Source organism: Listeria cornellensis FSL F6-0969, from assembly GCF_000525855.1.
Classification (GTDB): domain Bacteria; phylum Bacillota; class Bacilli; order Lactobacillales; family Listeriaceae; genus Listeria_A; species Listeria_A cornellensis.
This window is the reverse complement of record NZ_AODE01000016.1, coordinates 1-18,835: the sequence shown is the minus strand read 5'-3', so window position 1 is coordinate 18,835 and position 18,835 is coordinate 1. Positions and strand designations below refer to the sequence as shown.

General features: G+C 40.5%; 11 protein-coding genes and 4 pseudogenes. 11 read left to right on the top strand and 4 right to left on the bottom strand.

Annotated elements, in window-relative coordinates; translation table 11 throughout:
* Positions 1 to 42 precede the first annotated feature (42 nt).
* Together PCORN_RS06985 and PCORN_RS06980 are read left to right on the top strand one after the other, a co-directional pair.
* Positions 43 to 1,302, top strand: coding sequence for a class I SAM-dependent methyltransferase (locus PCORN_RS06985; protein ID WP_036078832.1), 1,260 nt, complete (start codon positions 43 to 45; stop codon positions 1,300 to 1,302).
* A gap of 1 nt (position 1,303) precedes the next feature.
* Positions 1,304 to 3,854: pseudogene (locus PCORN_RS06980) on the top strand (metallophosphoesterase).
* 67 nt (positions 3,855 to 3,921) lie between these two features.
* Here PCORN_RS06980 and jag read toward each other — a convergent pair.
* From jag to rpmH, 4 genes and pseudogenes are all read right to left on the bottom strand, one after another.
* Positions 3,922 to 4,542 (bottom strand): RNA-binding cell elongation regulator Jag/EloR, encoded by a 621-nt coding sequence (jag, locus tag PCORN_RS06975; RefSeq protein WP_036078830.1) that lies wholly within the window; start codon positions 4,540 to 4,542, stop codon positions 3,922 to 3,924.
* Positions 4,539 to 5,402, bottom strand: a complete 864-nt coding sequence (gene yidC, locus PCORN_RS06970) for a membrane protein insertase YidC (RefSeq protein ID WP_036078828.1) — start codon at positions 5,400 to 5,402, stop codon at positions 4,539 to 4,541. Before yidC ends, jag begins: the two co-directional genes overlap by 4 nt.
* A 42-nt stretch (positions 5,403 to 5,444) precedes the next feature.
* The gene (gene rnpA / locus PCORN_RS06965; protein WP_036078825.1) at positions 5,445 to 5,798 is read right to left on the bottom strand and encodes a ribonuclease P protein component; all 354 of its coding nucleotides are present in this window, start codon (positions 5,796 to 5,798) and stop codon (positions 5,445 to 5,447) included.
* Between the two features lie 144 nt (positions 5,799 to 5,942).
* Positions 5,943 to 6,078: pseudogene (gene rpmH / locus PCORN_RS18295) on the bottom strand (50S ribosomal protein L34).
* Positions 6,079 to 6,708: 630 nt separating this feature from the next.
* Here rpmH and dnaA point away from each other — a divergent pair.
* The 9 genes and pseudogenes from dnaA to PCORN_RS06920 form a co-directional block, all read left to right on the top strand.
* Positions 6,709 to 8,067, top strand: a complete 1,359-nt coding sequence (gene dnaA, locus PCORN_RS06960) for a chromosomal replication initiator protein DnaA (RefSeq protein ID WP_036078823.1) — start codon at positions 6,709 to 6,711, stop codon at positions 8,065 to 8,067.
* A gap of 279 nt (positions 8,068 to 8,346) precedes the next feature.
* Positions 8,347 to 9,492: a DNA polymerase III subunit beta gene (gene dnaN / locus PCORN_RS06955; protein ID WP_036078820.1), complete on the top strand. Its 1,146-nt coding sequence runs from the start codon at positions 8,347 to 8,349 to the stop codon at positions 9,490 to 9,492.
* A gap of 75 nt (positions 9,493 to 9,567) precedes the next feature.
* Positions 9,568 to 10,915, top strand: a pseudogene (locus PCORN_RS06950) (MATE family efflux transporter).
* A 48-nt stretch (positions 10,916 to 10,963) separates the two neighbouring features.
* Positions 10,964 to 11,458 carry a GNAT family N-acetyltransferase gene (locus PCORN_RS06945; protein ID WP_036078819.1) on the top strand — a complete coding sequence of 165 codons (495 nt, stop codon included), beginning with the start codon at positions 10,964 to 10,966 and terminating at the stop codon, positions 11,456 to 11,458.
* A gap of 123 nt (positions 11,459 to 11,581) precedes the next feature.
* The gene (gene yaaA / locus PCORN_RS06940) at positions 11,582 to 11,800 is read left to right on the top strand and encodes a S4 domain-containing protein YaaA (protein WP_036078868.1); all 219 of its coding nucleotides are present in this window, start codon (positions 11,582 to 11,584) and stop codon (positions 11,798 to 11,800) included.
* Between the two features lie 22 nt (positions 11,801 to 11,822).
* Positions 11,823 to 12,936 (top strand): annotated as a pseudogene (recF, locus tag PCORN_RS06935) (DNA replication/repair protein RecF).
* Between the two features lie 50 nt (positions 12,937 to 12,986).
* Positions 12,987 to 14,927, top strand: a complete 1,941-nt coding sequence (gene gyrB, locus PCORN_RS06930) for a DNA topoisomerase (ATP-hydrolyzing) subunit B (protein WP_051999307.1) — start codon at positions 12,987 to 12,989, stop codon at positions 14,925 to 14,927.
* Between the two features lie 261 nt (positions 14,928 to 15,188).
* Complete coding sequence (gyrA, locus tag PCORN_RS06925) at positions 15,189 to 17,702, top strand: DNA gyrase subunit A (RefSeq protein ID WP_036078817.1); 2,514 nt, start codon at positions 15,189 to 15,191, stop codon at positions 17,700 to 17,702.
* 454 nt (positions 17,703 to 18,156) lie between these two features.
* A partial coding sequence (locus PCORN_RS06920) for an Ig-like domain-containing protein (protein ID WP_241433109.1) occupies positions 18,157 to 18,835 on the top strand: 679 nt, incomplete at its 3' end.

The window sequence follows — 18,835 nt, the reverse complement described above, 5'->3', positions numbered from 1 at the left end:
CACGTGAAACATCAGGATGCGAGACATAAAAGGAGCAATAACATGGCAATTATTCAAGTAACATCGACCAATCCCGATTTTTCTTTCCTTATTAAGAAGAATCCCGAGTCAGGCATGATGCTCCGGCAAATGCGCAAAGGCATCGCACACGGCTGGTATTCCACGCCAGACACTTATAACGTTTATTTCAAAGACGCTGATAATGAGATATCCTATAAAAAATATCGCGATGAAAACTTTGAATACCTGAATCTATCTCGCTATAATTCGAATATTTTCCCGTTAAATGCTTTGAGTGAGTTCTTTTCATTGAAGGAACCCGATTCGCGTGATTTACCTGGATTCACACACCAATTCCACATTAATATGCTCTACATTCGCCGGATTCACTACGTCGAATTCTTTCAAAAGTACATGCCGGACTATACCTTTGAAGTTGAGCATCTGTCTGATAAAAACTGGGCCGTGACGATTTCCACCAAGTCTAGTCTTTATGATTTAATCCATATTTCGAACCTTTTTTGCCTATTTTTCGCCGGTTTCAGTCAAGAACACTTAGATGTGACCGATGATTTACTAAGAAAATATATTAAAAGCGTTCAAATCACTGATCCGCCTTTCTACATTCGTAACCTTTTCGTGCATAATTTCCTAACAACACGCAAATTATTTAATCAGTTCAAATCCGAATTGGAAACAACGAATCGCTACAATATCCAGTTTGATTTCGGCAGCACTGCCCTTCAAAGACGGAATTTCATCGCAAATCAGCTCTCTTTTGATAAAGTAATTGTAGATATCGGTTGCGGTGAAGGTTTTTACGCTATCCCATTCGCAGAGAAAACGAAGCTCGATTATTATGCCATTGATATCGATCCTGAGATGCTGCTTATTACGAACAAGAAGGCTGCGAAGAAAGAGCTCGACAATATTATCACCTACTCCTCGCTGGAAATTTTCCTAGACAATAGTCCCGCTGAGAAAGTCGACGTGATTTTAACGGAAGTCATCGAACATATGCCTATTAAAATGGCGAAAAAGCTCATCCGAAAAATTATCCAGCATATCGATTTTGATACACTCATTATCACGACACCAAACAGCGAGTTCAATACGTTTTACGGCTTGGAAGGCTTTCGACACGATGATCATGATTGGGAAATGAGTACCGCAGAGTTTCAGACTTGGTTGATGGAAATCCTCGACGAAAAAACTATTTCAATTGAATTTCACGCGATTGGTGATGCTGTAAATAGCATTCATACAACACAAGGCGCCATTTTACGAAAGAAGGAGGTATAATATGGAACTAAATACACAACTACACACCATTTTCCTGCTTGTCGGCCCAACAGAATGTGGAAAATCTACTTTTGCACAGGAAACTTTAATACCTCAACTTCAATTTTCCGAGCCCGACAAGAATTTTCATGCGAATGTTCAATATTTGTCATCCGACGCGATTCGCCAAGAAATCCTCGGTCAAAATCACGATAAATATGCCCAAATTATGCTTGAAGCGAGTGACCAAACATTTGAACTCTTATTCAAAAAACTAGATATGGTCACAAAATTCCCAATCAACGCCGAATTTGTGGTTTTAGACACAACTGGGCTAACCGCTGATTTCCGCGAAAAAGTTCGTGAAACAGCCAAAAATAACAATTATCATGTTGAAGTTATCCTTTTTGACTACCGTGATCGCGACGATTATTACGCCAGCGAGCGCTCCAAAAAACTGATTTCCAACCATGTTACACGCCTAAAAAAAGAAATCTTACCAAATATCGCGCGTGAACACTACCATCACATTCACCGGATTCGAGCTAAAAATTTCACGGATTATAAAGTCAACATCCTGAATAAAACATCATTCTTTGACACACTCCTTCCAACAAACGAGACCTACACGATGATTGGCGATGTCCACGAATGTACGAGCGAACTACAATCACTTCTACACAAACTGGGTTGCAAAATCGAGAACAATAAAATCATTCACAGCCCGCATAAACTCATACTTGTCGGCGATTGGATTGATAAAGGTAAAAATACACGCGAAATCACCGAATTTCTATACGAAAATCAGCAATATTTCCTATTTGTACTCGGAAATCATGAAAACTTTGTTCATAAATATATTTTAGGCGAAATTAAAGGCGCAAATCAAGAAATTGTCGATAATTATTTCGACTCGATTCCAGACCTTGTCGCGGACCCAGAGCTCTTCTCAAAATTCGAACAACTTTTCCAACTAGCACAACCATTTTACCGCTACATTGGCGAAGAAACCGCATCCTTTTATGTCACCCATTCACCATGCCAAAATAAATATATTGGTAAACTCGACGGAAACTCCATGCGTCATCAGCGAAATTTCCATCTAGATCGGACAAAACCCGTCCAAGAACAACTAGCATTCCTAGAAAACGAAGCCGTGAATAATTATCCATACCATATTTTCGGTCACGTAGCTGCAAAACAAGCATTTCGCATTAAAAATAAGTTACATCTAGATACTGGATGCGCCCATGGCAATGAACTGACAGCCGTAACCTTAAAATATCGAAAACCAGTGTACAAATCCGTTCGGTCCGAAAATCAGCAACTCGCTGGAGAACTTCCGATCCTTTTCAAACGCGAACAAACCGTTCAAATTTCCGAACTCGATACAGAATCCCTAAGAAGATTACACTATATCAGCGAAAATAAAATCAACTTCATCTCTGGAACCATGTCACCCGCACCAAAGGACCTAGCAACCAACAATCTAGAATCCTTAGAAAAAAGGGCTACACTATTTTGCCGAAAAAGGTACTTCTCATGTCGTCCTACAACCAAAATATATGGGTTCGCGCTGCAACATCTATTTGCATAAAAATACAAAACATAGTTTCGCAGTCAGTCGAAATGGCTTCAAAATAACTCATATTGACTTGTTGCCAATTTACCAATCCTTGCACAATCGATTTGCAGAATACATGGAACAAAACAAAATTCAAATGCTCATCCTAGACGGCGAACTACTCCCATGGCAAGCACTCGGCAAGGAACTTATCGAAAAACAATTCCAGCCAATCCAAACCGCGCTGGAAACCGAGTTAGCCTTTTTGCAAGCCCATGGTTTTGATGAAAGTCTCATGCAACTCATCACAGAATATGACACAACTGATTTTGAAACCGATCAAACCCAACTCACAAAAAAGCAATTAAACGAGAAATACAGCTCACGACTCTATCAAAACTACAAACCATTGCATCAAATCAAGCAAACATACACACATTTAGCACAGCATCGAGAAGCTCTTGGCACTTACAAACAGCAACTAGACATTTACGCAGCTGAATCCGATCTTGATTACAAAGCCTTTTCCTTACTAAAAATAATTTATCAAGACAGCACAGAGCAAATCCCAGCGTGGCCGACCTCTGAAATGTATCGCTTTTTAAATGACGATACTTTCGTGTTGCTAGATCTCACACATCCCGACTTTCTGACCATCGCTGAGAAATATTTTTCAACCATCACCACCACAAACAAAATGGAAGGTATCGTAATCAAACCTGAAAAACTAAGCCCACACATCGCGCCTTACATGAAGGTTCGAAATATGGACTACCTATCTATTATTTATGGGTACGACTTCCAGTTCCCACACAAATTCAACAAACTTATCAAACAAAAAAGCATCAACAAAAAGCTTCGAACCTCCATTAACGAATGGTCTCTGGGTTCTAAATTACTAGCAACAAAGTGGACAGAAATCTCACCGACAAATAAATCGTTCAATGAAACCGCAGCAAACCTGTTATTCGAAGTCGAAAAAGAACGTGATATTGATCCACGCTTATAAATGTTTCACGTGAAACACTGAAAAAAAAGAAGCTTTTCCGATTTTTTTCTCGGAGAAGCTTCTTTTTTCAGCCTTTTACAGATTTGATTACAATATAACGATATGGTTCGCGACCTTCCGAATGTGTTTCCACACGCTTATCTTCGCTCAAAATCGCATGAATTGTCTTCCGTTCAAACGAAGGCATTGGCTCCAAATGAACAACTCGGCGCGTTTTCACTGTTTTATCCGCCATTTTTTTAGCTAATAAAGTCAGTGTTTCATCACGGCGTTCTCGGTAATCGCCAACGTTCACGACAACATTTTTGAATTGCGTCGTATCTTTGTTAGCAATCAGTTGCGTCAAATATTGCAATGCGTTTAGCGTTTGACCATGTTTTCCAATCAGCAAACCTAGATTGTTGCCTGACACTTGAATGCTGACTTCCTTACCTTTTTCAGAGACATCAACGGAGACCTCAGCCCCCATTTTTGTAGCCACATCCATCACGTACTGGACGGCCGTTTCGATTTGATTGCTCTTCTCGATGACCTTGACCATCGCGAGCCTTGAACCAATCCCGAAAATACCTTTTTTACCAGCGTCCATGATTTCCACGTCTACTTTTTCCCGCGTTGTGCCTAAGTCCTTCAACGCGTTTTGAATTGCTTCTTCAACGGTTTGGCCTTGCGCAGTTATATCTCTCACTTTCTTTTCTTACCTCCCTTTTTCGATGCAGACATTGTCGCTGCTTTCTTTTTAAGTCTTTCTTCTTCCTTCTTGGTTTCTTCTAAAGCCGCAGCTTCTCGTTTCGCCTTGAATGGATTATTAATTAACATCGTTTGGAAAATCGTGAATACGTTTCCGACAACCCAGTAAAGTGCTAGTGCTGACGGTAAACTGATACCCGCAAAAAGGATCATCAATGGCATGAAGTAGATAATCATGTTCATCGATTTATTTTGTTGCGTTTGGCCCATCATCGACAATTTAGAAGAAATAAACGTCGTCAATGCTGCTAAAATTGGCAAAATGAAGTACGGATCTTTATCGCCGAGTGTCATCCACAAGAAATCTTGCGTCTTAATCTCCGCTGTTCGACTAATCGCTTGGTAGAACCCAAGTAAAATCGGCATTTGAATCAATAACGGTAAACAACCCATCATTGGATTTGCATTGTTTTCTTGGTATAAGCGCATCGTTTCTTGTTGTAATTTTTGTTTCGTCTCGTTGTCTTTTGATTTGTACTTTTCTTGTAGTTCTTTGATTTGCGGTTGCATTGCTGTCATTGCTTTTTGGCTCTTCAGCTGTTTGATCATTAATGGCATGATCAGCAGTCTAATCGCAACGGTTGTCATGATAATCCCCATCGCGTAGTTGCCACCAAATAGTTCTGCAAACCAGATAATTACTTGTGATAATGGATAGACAATATAATGACTCCAAAATCCTGTTGACTCCGATGTGATTGGGTCAGTCGAAATACCACATCCTGCTAAAACTGCTAGCATTCCCATCATTAGCCCCGCAAAGAGCAACTTCTTCTTCAAACTCATTTTCTTCTTCAAATAGTGCTACCTCCACTCTCCGCCTGTATTCTTCTCATGAAACTACTTTTTCTGAGGCTGCTTCAAAACTCTTGATAATTTCAAAACATGCATCAAACTTTTCTTGATCTCATGAAAATCCATATTGGCCGCCGGTTTCCTGGCGATAATAATATAGTCATAACCTGAAGCAATTTGCTCGTTCAGTTCATGAAAGGATTGCCGAATACATCGTTTAATACGATTACGTACGACAGCGTTTCCAATTTTTTTACTCACAGAAAGCCCAATTCGAAAATGCGCCAAATCTTCCCTTTTAAATATGTAAACGACAAATTGGCGATTCGCAAACGACTTCCCTTTTTTAAATACGCGTTGAAACTCATCATCTTTTTTAATTCGATATGCTTTTTTCATAAAATCTCCATCTTCTAATCAGATTATCTTTAACACATGCATCCCAGTTAATCTATCAGCATCTCCTATATAGGAAGTGACTGATAGATTAACGGTTCACTCTGCCTGAAATTAAAAAAAAACCACTGAGTCTTTTTCAGTGGTCTACGCAGATAAAACTTTTCTTCCTTTACGACGACGACTAGCTAAAACTCTACGTCCGTTTTTAGAACTCATACGTTGACGGAAACCATGTACTTTTTTTTCTTTTACGCTTGCTTGGTTGGTATGTTCTTTTCATTAATTACACCTCCTAGTAAGGGTCTATTACAAATTAACTCGTATAGACAGTCTTAGACATTGTACAGAAATATATCGGATTTGTCAATAATACTTCGGAACAAGGTAGAATATAAAAACTCTATCTTCCATAATACCATATTTCCAAACTGATATATAGCTATTTTTAAAAATTTTTTTTGAAGTTTTTCTACTTCTTCTTTTCTTGTGGATAATCATGAAAAGTGTAGATAAATACTCAAAAACCCACTTTTTCTGTGGATAACTCTTAAATATACTGAAAAGTTATGCACAATTTACGATAGTTAACCACAATCACTTGTGGATAACTGTTTTTCGTATATTTTTTTATCCCGTCCTCATTCACAAGTTATGCACAAGCTCATATCCTGTGGACATCTTTTCTCAACATCTTCATAACTTTGTGGATAGAATTTGAAATCCCTTGCGATTGTGATGTTTTTCTGATATTATATCAATTGTCGAATAGAAAATTATTTGGGGATAACATTATTTATCCACAGTCAACTTTTACTTTGTGGATAACTTCTAAACAACCCCTGTATAACTTTATCCACGGCTCTATCCATCTGTGGATAACTTTTACGTTTTATGAAAAGGGGGGAACATAGTGCAAACAATGGAAGATATATGGAAAGAAACCTTACGTATCGTCAAACAAAATATGAGTAAACCAAGTTATGATACTTGGATGAAATCTACTACGGCGCATTCACTCGAAGGAAGTACGTTTATTGTGACGGCTCCAAACAATTTTGTTCGTGATTGGCTTGAGAAAAGTTATTCACAGTTCATCGCTAATATCTTACAAGAAATTACGGGAGAAAATTTTGATGTTCGGTTTATCGATGGTGAACAAGATGAGGTATTTGATAACTATATTCCACCAAAACCGCGTAATTTAGATGAGGATTTGGACGAAGCCAACTCCAAACACATGCTAAATCCGCGTTATGTTTTTGATACTTTTGTTATTGGATCGGGCAACCGTTTTGCCCACGCAGCCTCACTTGCAGTAGCTGAAGCGCCGGCCAAAGCTTACAATCCGCTCTTTATTTATGGCGGTGTTGGACTTGGAAAAACGCATTTAATGCACGCGATTGGTCATTATGTTTTAGAGCATAAAACAAATGCAAAAGTCATGTATCTTTCTAGTGAGAAATTCACAAATGAGTTCATTAACTCTATTCGAGAAAATAAAGCCGAAGAATTTCGTAATAAATATCGTAATGTCGATGTACTTCTTATTGATGATATTCAGTTTTTAGCTGGTAAAGAAGGAACGCAGGAAGAATTTTTCCATACGTTTAATACGCTTTACGACGAGCAAAAACAGATTATTATTTCTAGTGATCGCCCTCCAAAAGAGATTCCAACACTGGAGGATCGCTTACGTTCGCGCTTTGAGTGGGGTCTGATTACCGATATTACACCACCCGATTTAGAAACTCGGATTGCAATTTTACGCAAAAAAGCAAAAGCTGATGGACTGGATATTCCAAATGAAGTGATGCTTTACATTGCAAACCAAATCGATTCCAATATTCGGGAACTGGAGGGCGCGCTTATTCGTGTTGTCGCCTACTCGTCCCTCGTAAATAAGGATATCAATGCGAATCTTGCTGCGGAAGCTCTAAAAGATATCATTCCAAATTCAAAATCCCACGTAATCCGAATTCCTGATATCCAAGAAGCTGTTGGCGAATATTATCACGTTCGTTTAGAAGATTTTAAAGCGAAAAAACGGACGAAAAGCATTGCGTATCCTAGACAAATCGCGATGTATCTTTCTCGCGAGCTGACCGATGCTTCCCTACCGAAAATTGGAGAAGAGTTTGGCGGTCGAGATCATACTACCGTGATTCATGCACACGAAAAAATCTCGCAGCTATTGAAAATCGATCAAAACCTGAAAAATGATTTGGCTGAGATTGAGAAAAACTTGCGAAAACCACAGAGTTTATTTTAAAGGACTATATATCAGGCTCTAGGTTAGCAAAATGATGCTTTCTAAGAGCCAAGGCATAATATCCTCCATTTCCTAAACCTGTGCATAATGTGGATAACTGGAACATACTTACCAACAAGTTATCAACATGTGGAAAACTTTGCGAGAGTTGGGCTCACATATACTTATCCACAAATCCACAGGCCCTATTACTATTACTACTATTTTTTATTAATTAATTAAACATATTTTGATATAATGTTATACTTAGAAAAAGAAACTAAAAATGGGGGAATTCTCATGAAATTTGTAATTCAGCGCAATCGTCTTGTTCAAGCCGTAAATGAAGTGACGCGTGCTATTTCTTCAAGGACTACTATTCCGATTTTAACGGGTATTAAAATAACGGTGAATGATGAAGGTGTGACATTAACTGGTAGTGATTCTGATATTTCGATTGAAGCTTTTATACCTCTTATTGAAAACGACGAAATTCTAGTGGAAGTCGAGAATTTTGGCGGTATTGTTTTGCAAGCGAATTATTTTAGTGATATTGTTCGTCGTTTACCTGATGATAGTGTGGAGCTTGAAGTGACTACGAATTATCAAACTAACATTCGTTCTGGCCAAGCATCGTTTAACTTGATTGGACTTGATCCAGCAGAATATCCTAAATTACCGGAAGTTACGGCTGGAAAAAGCATTCAAATCCCGATTTCTGTTCTTAAAAATATTATTAGACAAACGGTTTTTGCGGTTTCGGCTATTGAAGTGCGCCCGGTTTTGACTGGTGTCAACTGGATGATTAAAAATAACGTACTGACAGCTGTTGCAACGGATAGTCACCGATTAGCGTTACGCGAAATTCCGCTGGCAACTGAAATCGATGAGGAATACAATATCGTGATTCCTGGAAAAAGTTTATCTGAATTGAATAAAATTTTGGATGAAGGCACGGATTCGATTGAAATGGTGCTTGCTAATAATCAAATTTTGTTCAAACTGAAGGATTTACTTTTCTATTCGCGTCTTTTAGAAGGCAGTTATCCTGATACTTCTCGCCTCATCCCGACGGAAACGAAATCGGATTTAATTATTAATGCAAAATCCTTTTTACAAGCGATTGATCGTGCGTCCCTACTTGCTCGTGAAAATCGTAATAACGTGATTAAATTAATGACTTTAGAAAACGGTCAGGTCGAAGTTTCGTCTAACTCGCCTGAGGTCGGAAATGTTTCTGAAAAAGTTTTCAGTCAAAGCTTTACTGGTGAGGAATTGAAGATTTCATTCAACGGAAAATACATGATGGATGCGTTGCGTGCTTTTGATGGCGCGGATATCCAAATTTCTTTCTCTGGAACAATGCGTCCGTTCGTATTGCGACCAAAAGATGCGGAAAATCCAAATGAAATTTTGCAATTGATTACGCCGGTTCGTACGTACTAAAATTATATTGCCTGCTCAGTGAAAATTGGGCGGGTTTTGTGTTGTGCTTGAATACATATAAGGAGGCGCCAGTGTATGATTAAGGATATGACTACTGGGAATCCGACGAAAACAATTTTTTATTTCGCAATGCCGATGTTACTGGGAAATTTGTTTCAGCAGTTTTACGTCATGGTTGATGCGATGATTGTCGGAAAATTTGTTGGTGTGAACGCGCTTGCAGCTGTTGGTGCGACGAATGCGCTCAATTTCTTTTTTTCTATCGCTCGTGATTGGATTGATGAGCGGTGTTTCTGTCGTTGTGGCGCAATATTTCGGTTTTCAGGATTTTCAGCGGTTGAAACGAGTGCTTGCGACGGCGAGTATTATGATTGTTTCGGTGTCTGTGGCGTTAACGATTGTCGGCATTTTACTCGCGAAACCTTTGTTGCTGCTTTTAGGAACGCCAACAGAAATATTGGATGATTCCGTGCTTTTTGTGACAACTTTATTTATCGGGATACTGCCAATGGGGCTATATAACGGGGTTTCGGCGATTTTGAGGGCATTCGGAAACTCGATTACACCGCTCTATTTTCTTATTATTTCGTCGTTACTTAATATTGCGCTAAGTTTTCTTTTTGTCGTTGGACTCGATATGGGTGTTGCGGGTGCAGCTTGGGCAACGGTTCTTAGTCAGCTAGTTTCCGCAATTCTATGCATTATTTACAGCTATCGCAAAATTCCATACATGCGTTTGAAAAAGAAGGATATCCACTTTGATCGTGCGATTTTTAAAGAAATTTTTCGAATTGCGTTTCCTTCTGCTTTACAAGGGTCGTTTATTTCAATCGGAAATATGGCGATTCAAGGCTTGATTAATAGTTTCGGCGCGACGGTTGTTGCTGCTTATACGGCTGCGAGTCGGATTGATTCGCTGACTTATCAACCTGGGATTGCGTTTGGTGCAGCTTCTTCGATGTTTGCTGGCCAAAATATGGGAGCTGGAAAAATAGATCGGGTCAAACAAGGCTTTTGGTCCGGGATAAAAGTAGTGACCGTCGTCAGTTTAGCGTTAACTGTATTAGTACAGCTTTTTGCGCATCAGTTTTTGACGCTGTTTTTGGATAGTTCGGCGACCGAAGCGCTATCAATTGGAACCGGTTATCTGAAAATTGTATCGCTGTTTTACGTCGTTGTTGGGATTTTATTCGTTGTTCGCGAAACATTACGTGGAACCGGAGATGCGATTATTCCGCTTTGGATGGGAATTTTTGAGTTGGTAGCGCGGCTTGCTATTGGTTTTATTTTGGCACAATTCTTAGGATATATGGGCTTGTGGTGGGCAACACCAGCAGCTTGGGTCAGTGCGACGATACTCGGATTATGGCGTTATAAGTCCGGTCGGTGGATGCGAAAAGCTGTTATCAAGAAGGAACTATAGTAGAATGAGAAGTAAGAAATAGAAAGTGAAAATAAAGGAGCAGGATAGATGATTATTAGAAAACTACCGCTAGATATGTGGGAAAAAGCTTCGGAAATAAGTGTTTTTCGGGAGCAGAAGCCATTTGTTGACTCTGTCGCGGATTCGTTAATGCGCATTGCTGGTGAGCCAGAAGATTCTAAACTGGTTTATAACCCATATGGCATATACTCAGAGAAAGAATTAGTCGGCTTTATTTTGTACACGTTTGAGGATGAATCGAAGGATAATCACTGGATTTCGGGTTTTGCGATAGATAAAGATTATCAACATCAAGGTTTAGGCCGCCGCGCTTTGGAGCAACTCGTTGATTTTGTGTTTGTGAAAAATCCGGAGAGTATCGAAGTAAAGGTTGCCGTTTCTCCTGAAAATACGATTGCAAAAGATCTGTTTGTATCGATCGGATTTAAAGACGCTGGCTGGAAAAAAGAAAATCGCGAAGTTTTGTGCTTTAAGAACAAAAACCCGCTGAGAAGCCCCATATTTATTTATAAACCAAAATAATATCCCCCTATTAGTTTTATTAAAATTGGCTAAAAAACGCATATATAAATAATTTCGTTGTATTCTGGCTGATTTTCTAGTAAAATAGAGGAATAGGGCTTATTAAGATTGGACGTGAAAAAAATGGCGGAAAGTATTAAAATTAATACCGAATATATTACACTTGGGCAACTGCTTCAAATGATGGATGTCATCTCGAGCGGCGGCATGGCGAAAGCTTTTTTAAGTGAAAACATGGTGTATATAAACGGAGAAGAAGATAATCGTCGCGGTCGTAAGTTACGAAACGGTGATGTAGTCTTAGTTCCTGGTGAGGGTAAAGTCCAGATCCAACAAGGCTGATCAAAGAAGGATAAGGGATTATATGCATTTAGAGAATCTAGTACTACGCCAGTTTCGCAACTATAAAGAACAGGAACTGACATTTGATAACAAGGTCAACGTTTTTTTAGGCGAGAATGCGCAAGGTAAGACTAATCTTTTGGAAGCAATTTTATTACTCGCAGTTGCGAAATCACACCGGACGACGAATGATAAGGATTTCATCAGCTGGGACGCTGAATCGGCAAAAATTGAAGGTCGCGTCGAAAAACATGGACAATCAGTTCCACTAGAGCTAACGCTGACACAAAAAAGGCAAGAAAGCTAAGGTTAATCATTTAGAACAGAAGAAGCTAAGCCAATATGTCGGGAACTTGAATGTCGTCATGTTTGCACCTGAAGATCTCTCACTCGTAAAAGGTGCGCCGGGCGTGAGAAGGCGTTTTATCAACATGGAAATTGGCCAAATACAGCCGGTTTACTTGCATGATTTGAGCCAGTATCAACGTATTTTGCAACAACGCAATCATTTTTTAAAGCAAGCGCAAATCAAACGTAAACACGACTCAACGATGTGGCAAATTTTAACCGAACAGTTTATCGAGGTTGCGGTGAAATTAACGAAGCGCCGAGCGGATTTTATCGAAAGGTTGGAGCAATTCGCGGTTCCAATCCATTTTGAGATTTCGCGTGAACTGGAGAATTTGAAATTAGAATACAGGCCATCTGTGGAGCTTGAGGGTTCAAATGCAGCGGAATGGCAAGCGAATTTATATAAGAAAATGGAATCTATCGCTCAAAGAGAAATCGATCGAGGTGTTACGCTAATTGGCCCACATCGAGATGATCTCTTCTTTTATGTCAATGATCAAAATGTGCAGGTGTTTGGCTCACAAGGCCAGCAGCGGACTACAGCGCTTTCTGTGAAACTTGCGGAGATTGATTTGATTTTTGAGGAAACGGGCGAATATCCGGTTTTATTGCTGGATGATGTGCTTAGTGAGTTGGATGACTTCAGGCAATCCCACTTGTTGGCTGCGATTCAAGGCAAGGTGCAGACGTTTGTGACGACGACAAGTATCGATGGCATTGACCATGCAACGCTGAACGACGCAACGACTTTTTGGGTGGAAAAAGGTACAGTAACGAAGAGATAATTTTAAAATATCGTTTTGTAAACGGATAAAGAAAGCGCGGTGGATATTAGATGTCTGAGGAAAATATGACGAATGTGCAAGGAAATGCGGATGAGTATAGCGATGATCAGATTCAGGTCTTAGAAGGTCTAGAGGCTGTTCGGAAAAGACCGGGTATGTATATTGGTTCTACTAGTCAACGTGGTTTGCATCATCTGGTATGGGAGATTGTTGATAACAGTATTGATGAAGCTTTGGCTGGATTCTGTACGGAAATCGAAATCTCGATTGAGAAGGATAACAGCATCACTGTGCGCGATAACGGTCGTGGAATTCCAACAGGGATTAACGAAAAAATAGGTCGCCCTACAGTTGAGGTTATTTTCACAGTACTGCATGCTGGTGGTAAGTTTGGCGGCGGCGGTTACAAGGTTTCTGGTGGTTTGCATGGTGTTGGTGCGTCTGTTGTTAACGCCTTGTCAACGAGCCTAGAAGTACAAGTTCACCGTGACGGCACTCAATTTTACCAACGTTTTGAGCGTGGGGATGTTGTGATGGACTTGGAAGAACGCGGCGCGTCTGATTACCGCGGAACGATTGTTCATTTTACGCCGGATCCAGAAATTTTTAAAGAAACGACGGATTTTGAGTATGACACGCTTAGAACGCGTACGCGAGAGCTTGCTTTCTTAAACCGTGGTTTGCAAATTTCGATTGAAGATAAGCGTGAAGGGCAGGAGCAACGCCAAGATTATCATTATGAAGGCGGAATCAAGTCTTATGTGGAGCATTTAAACCGTTCTAAAGAGGTTATTCATGACGAACCTATCTACATTGAGGGCGAACGTGATGGCATTATGGTGGAAGTTTCGATGCAATATAATACTGGTTTTTCGAGCAATCTGATTTCATTCGCGAATAATATCCATACGTACGAAGGTGGAACGCATGAATCAGGCTTTAAAACGGCTTTGACGCGTGTTATTAATGATTATGCGCGCCGTAATAAATTATTTAAAGATAGTGACGATAACTTGTCTGGTGAGGACGTTCGTGAAGGTCTGACAGCGATTATCTCGATTAAGCATCCAGATCCACAGTTTGAAGGTCAAACGAAAACGAAGCTAGGAAACTCCGAAGCGCGTACAATCACGGATAAGCTGTTCTCTACGGCTTTAGATAAGTTCTTAATGGAAAACCCTACGGTCGCTCGAAAAATCGTTGACAAGGGCGTTGTGGCGAGCCGTGCGCGTCTTGCTGCGAAGAGAGCACGTGAAGTCGCCCGTAAATCCAGTGGTCTTGAAATTTCGAGTCTTCCTGGTAAATTGGCCGATTGCTCGTCTAGAAACCCTGCTATCAGTGAACTTTATATCGTAGAGGGTGACTCTGCCGGTGGTTCTGCTAAGCAAGGCCGAGATCGGTTATTTCAAGCGATACTTCCAATTCGTGGTAAAATTTTAAACGTTGAAAAAGCGCGTTTAGATAAAATTTTGGCGAATGAGGAAATTCGGACGATCTTTACAGCGATGGGAACAGGTTTTGGCGGCGATTTTGATGTTGCGAAATCACGTTATCACAAATTGATTATTATGACCGATGCGGATGTCGATGGTGCGCATATTCGGACGTTGTTGTTGACGTTATTTTATCGTTATATGCGTCCTTTGGTAGATGCTGGGTATATTTATATCGCGCAGCCACCGCTTTATCAGATTAAGCATGGTAAAACGCAAGAGTATGTTTACAGTGACAGCCAATTGGAAGATTATTTGGCGACATTGGAAGCTGATACGAAATATGGTATTCAACGTTACAAAGGTTTGGGTGAGATGAATCCTGAACAACTGTGGGATACGACAATGAATCCTGAACACCGTACGCTGCTTCAAGTAAATATCGATGATGCGATTGCGGCGGATGAAACGTTTGAGATGCTTATGGGTGATAACGTGGAACCGCGTCGTAAGTTTATTGAAGAGAATGCGCAGTATGTCAAAAACCTCGACGTCTAAGTCTCTCAGCGCACCAGCAAACGCTCACTTCCGTCGTTAAAAGCTGTGTTCCGATGCTCACGTACGTAAGTACGCTCCGCTTCGGTACTCGCTTTTGCCTAGGAATTAAGCATTTGCTGGCGCGCTGAGGTTTCCCGTTTCAAGTCGGGAAACCAGAGATTAAGAGATTAAGAGACTTTAGTAAAATAATAATATTTCCCGGGAAATAATGCGGGGAATACATATCATATGTGTTGTAATTTGAAGGAGGTTTCTTGAAAAATGTCAGAAATACCAGAGTCAAAAGTGACGGAAATCAATTTGAATAAAGAGATGCGTACTTCTTTTCTAGATTATGCAATGAGTGTTATTGTTGCTCGTGCTCTTCCGGATGTTAGAGATGGCTTGAAACCTGTTCACCGTCGTATTTTGTATGCGATGAATGATCTTGGTATGACGTCTGATAAGGCTTATAAGAAATCGGCGCGTATTGTCGGTGAAGTTATCGGTAAGTATCATCCGCATGGTGATACGGCGGTTTATTTCACGATGGTTCGGATGGCGCAGGATTTTAGTTATCGAAATATGCTTGTTGATGGGCACGGTAACTTTGGTTCGGTCGATGGGGATATGGCGGCTGCGATGCGTTATACGGAAGCCAGAATGTCCAAAATTTCGATGGAGCTTTTGCGTGATATTAATAAAGATACAATCGATTATGTCGATAACTATGATGGTTCGGAACGTGAGCCTAATATTTTGCCAGCTCGTTTTCCTAACTTGCTTGTCAATGGTTCGTCTGGGATTGCGGTTGGGATGGCAACAAATATTCCAACGCATCATCTTGGTGAGGTTATTGACGGCGTGCTTGCGCTGAGTAATAATCCTGATATCGAGATTCGTGAGTTGATGGAATATATTCCTGGTCCTGATTTCCCTACTGCTGGGATGATTATGGGGCGTTCTGGAATTCGTCGTGCTTATGAAACGGGTCGTGGTTCGATCACGCTTCGTGCTCATGTGGAGATTGAAACGAAGAGTAATGGTAAAGAGACAATCGTTATTACGGAGTTGCCGTATCAAGTGAATAAAGCACGTTTGCTAGAACGTATTGCAGAACTTGCGCGTGAGAAGAAAATTGATGGTATTACGTCTGCCAATGATGAGTCTGACCGTACAGGTATGCGTATGGTTATTGAGGTTCGTCGTGATGTCAGTGCCAGCGTTATTATTAATAACTTGTATAAAATGACAGCTCTCCAAACGACTTTTGGGATTAACATGTTGGCGCTTGTTGCGAATCATCCAAAAGTGTTGAATTTGAAAGAGATTTTATATCATTATTTAGAGCATCAAAAAATCGTTATTCGTCGCCGTACGGAATTTGAACTGCGTAAAGCCGAGGCTCGTGCGCATATTCTAGAAGGTTTGCGGATTGCACTTGATAACATTGATGCGGTTATAAAATTAATTCGGGCTTCGAAAACGGCAGATATTGCCAAAGAAGGTTTGATGACACAATTTAGCCTTTCTGATAAACAAGCTCAAGCGATTTTGGATATGCGTTTGCAACGTTTAACTGGTTTGGAACGTGACAAAATCGAGGATGAATTTAATAGTTTGATGGCTCTGATTACAGATCTAAAAGCAATTTTAGGCGATGATGAGCGTATTTTAGAAATTATTCGTGAGGAATTGACGGAGATTAAAGAGAAGTATGCGGACAAACGCCGTACGGAAATTTTGGCGGGTGATTTGGTAAGCTTGGAAGATGAGGATCTAATTCCAGAAGAGGAAGTCGCGATTACGCTTACGAATAAAGGCTATATCAAGCGTCTGCCGCTTTCGACTTATCGTAGTCAGCGCCGTGGTGGCCGTGGTGTGCAAGGAATGGGCACGCATGAAGATGATTTTGTCGAGCATCTTGTTGCTACGAGTACGCATGATACGTTGCTATTCTTTACGAATACCGGGAAAGTTTATCGAGCAAAAGGGTATGAAATTCCGGAATATAGCCGTACTGCGAAAGGGATTCCGATTATCAACTTGCTTGGCATTGAGAGCCAGGAAAAAGTAAACGCTGTGATTAATCTGCGTGACTTTACTGATGATCAGTATCTGTTCTTTACAACGAAACTAGGTGTCGTGAAGCGTAGTACGTTGACGCAATTCGCGAAGATTCGCCAAAGTGGTTTACGTGCTGTGGAACTTCGTGAAAATGATGAATTGATTTCTGTTCAAATGACAGATGGTAGCAAGAAAATCATCATCGGAACGAAATTTGGCCAATCTATTTACTTTGAGGAGACTGATATTCGTGTCATGGGTCGTACAGCGGCTGGTGTGCGTGGTATTCGCCTTCGTGAAGATGATGAGGTTGTCGGCATGGAAATCTTGGAAGACGACGAGAAAGTACTTGTCGTGACGGAGAATGGCTATGGTAAGCAAACGTTAGCTGCTCAGTATCCTCTTCGTAATCGCGGTGGTATGGGTGTTAAAACCATCAATATCACGGAGAAAAACGGAAATCTTGTCGCTCTGAAAACCGTCACTGGTGAGGAAGACTTGATGCTGATGACTATCGGCGGCGTCTTGATTCGGTTCTCCGTTGGTGATATTTCTCAAACTGGCCGTAGCGCGATGGGTGTGAAACTGATTCGTCTGGATACAGAGGAATTTGTAGCAACCGTTGCGAAAGTGCCGAAAGAAGAAGAGGAAGAATTCGTGGATGAAGAAGTATCCGAAAATGAAACAGTAGTGAGTGAAGAGCCAGAGGACGATACTACTGAAAATTAAAAAGCAGTTTACATTTGTTTGGGTAGAGAATAGAGGTACGAGCTAAGCAACAATAGCTCGTACCTTTTTTTGTAGTAGTATGTGTATTTTCGATATTGTTCTTTATATAGAAGAATCTTCTTTCACTCATAAGATATACACTTACCAAGATAGACAAATCATTGAGTAGCTTTTTTGTATAATAAACAGAATAATGAAAACTAAAATAGATGATTCCATTATTATTTTCTTTTTTTGGAATAGCCCAATTGGCGGATAACACCATGGTATATTAGGTGTACAGAAGCAAACAAGACCACACACGAAGCTTCCCAATCCTTACAGTCTAGCCATTATAGCTCCTTTGAAACGCCAGATATATCGATGGAATTTAGGTCCCTAATCCAGGTCAAGGAAAAAATAAAAATAGAGGAGAGACACCCATTTATGAAAAAAAATGAAAAAGATAGTAATCATGTTAATGGTCGCAGTTATCGCCATCACGGTTATCCCTTTCAACTTTAGTTCTGCTAGCACGAATCATGGCCCAAGCCTTATCACGAATGTCACTTTAGATAAAACGACAGCGGACCTTGGCGAAAGAATTCAGGTCAACTATAACTGGGCCATTCCAGATGGTACGGTAAAAGCAGGCGACACGATGATTGTGAAGATGCCTGCGGAGCTACAACTAGAAGCCGGTATTGATTTCGATATAAAAGATGCCCAAGGAAACACAGTAGGGACAGCGAAAGTAAACCCAACAACGAATGAAATCACAGTAACGTTCACGGACTATGCCGAATCAAGAACGAACGTCCATGGCGATATGCGTGTCTGGGTGCAATTAAATAGAGCTGAGAATACACCAGGTAAAACAAGCACGATTACCTTCCCAACAAAGAATGGGAATGTACAATTAGGAATCGATGTCCGAGGTAATGGCGTAGTAGGCCCACCAACAACAGAAAATCCAGCCAACGTATTAAGTAAATGGGGCAAGGTAGATGCGAACGACCCAACGCTCATCAACTGGACAGTACTCATCAACAGCGACAAGTTAGCGATTCCAAATGCTGTGTATACAGACACGATTGGTGCTGGTCACACGTTTGTAGGTGACTCTTTAGCGGTCTACAAAGGCGATACAGACG

Coding starts and splice junctions, on each gene's coding strand:
- PCORN_RS06985 (WP_036078832.1), top strand. CDS start 43: ATGGCAATTATTCAAGTAACATCGACCAATCCCGATTTTTCTTTCCTT.
- yaaA (WP_036078868.1), top strand. CDS start 11,582: ATGGCGGAAAGTATTAAAATTAATACCGAATATATTACACTTGGGCAA.
- gyrA (WP_036078817.1), top strand. CDS start 15,189: ATGTCAGAAATACCAGAGTCAAAAGTGACGGAAATCAATTTGAATAAA.
- PCORN_RS06945 (WP_036078819.1), top strand. CDS start 10,964: ATGATTATTAGAAAACTACCGCTAGATATGTGGGAAAAAGCTTCGGAA.
- rnpA (WP_036078825.1), bottom strand. CDS start 5,798: ATGAAAAAAGCATATCGAATTAAAAAAGATGATGAGTTTCAACGCGTA.
- dnaN (WP_036078820.1), top strand. CDS start 8,347: ATGAAATTTGTAATTCAGCGCAATCGTCTTGTTCAAGCCGTAAATGAA.
- gyrB (WP_051999307.1), top strand. CDS start 12,987: ATGTCTGAGGAAAATATGACGAATGTGCAAGGAAATGCGGATGAGTAT.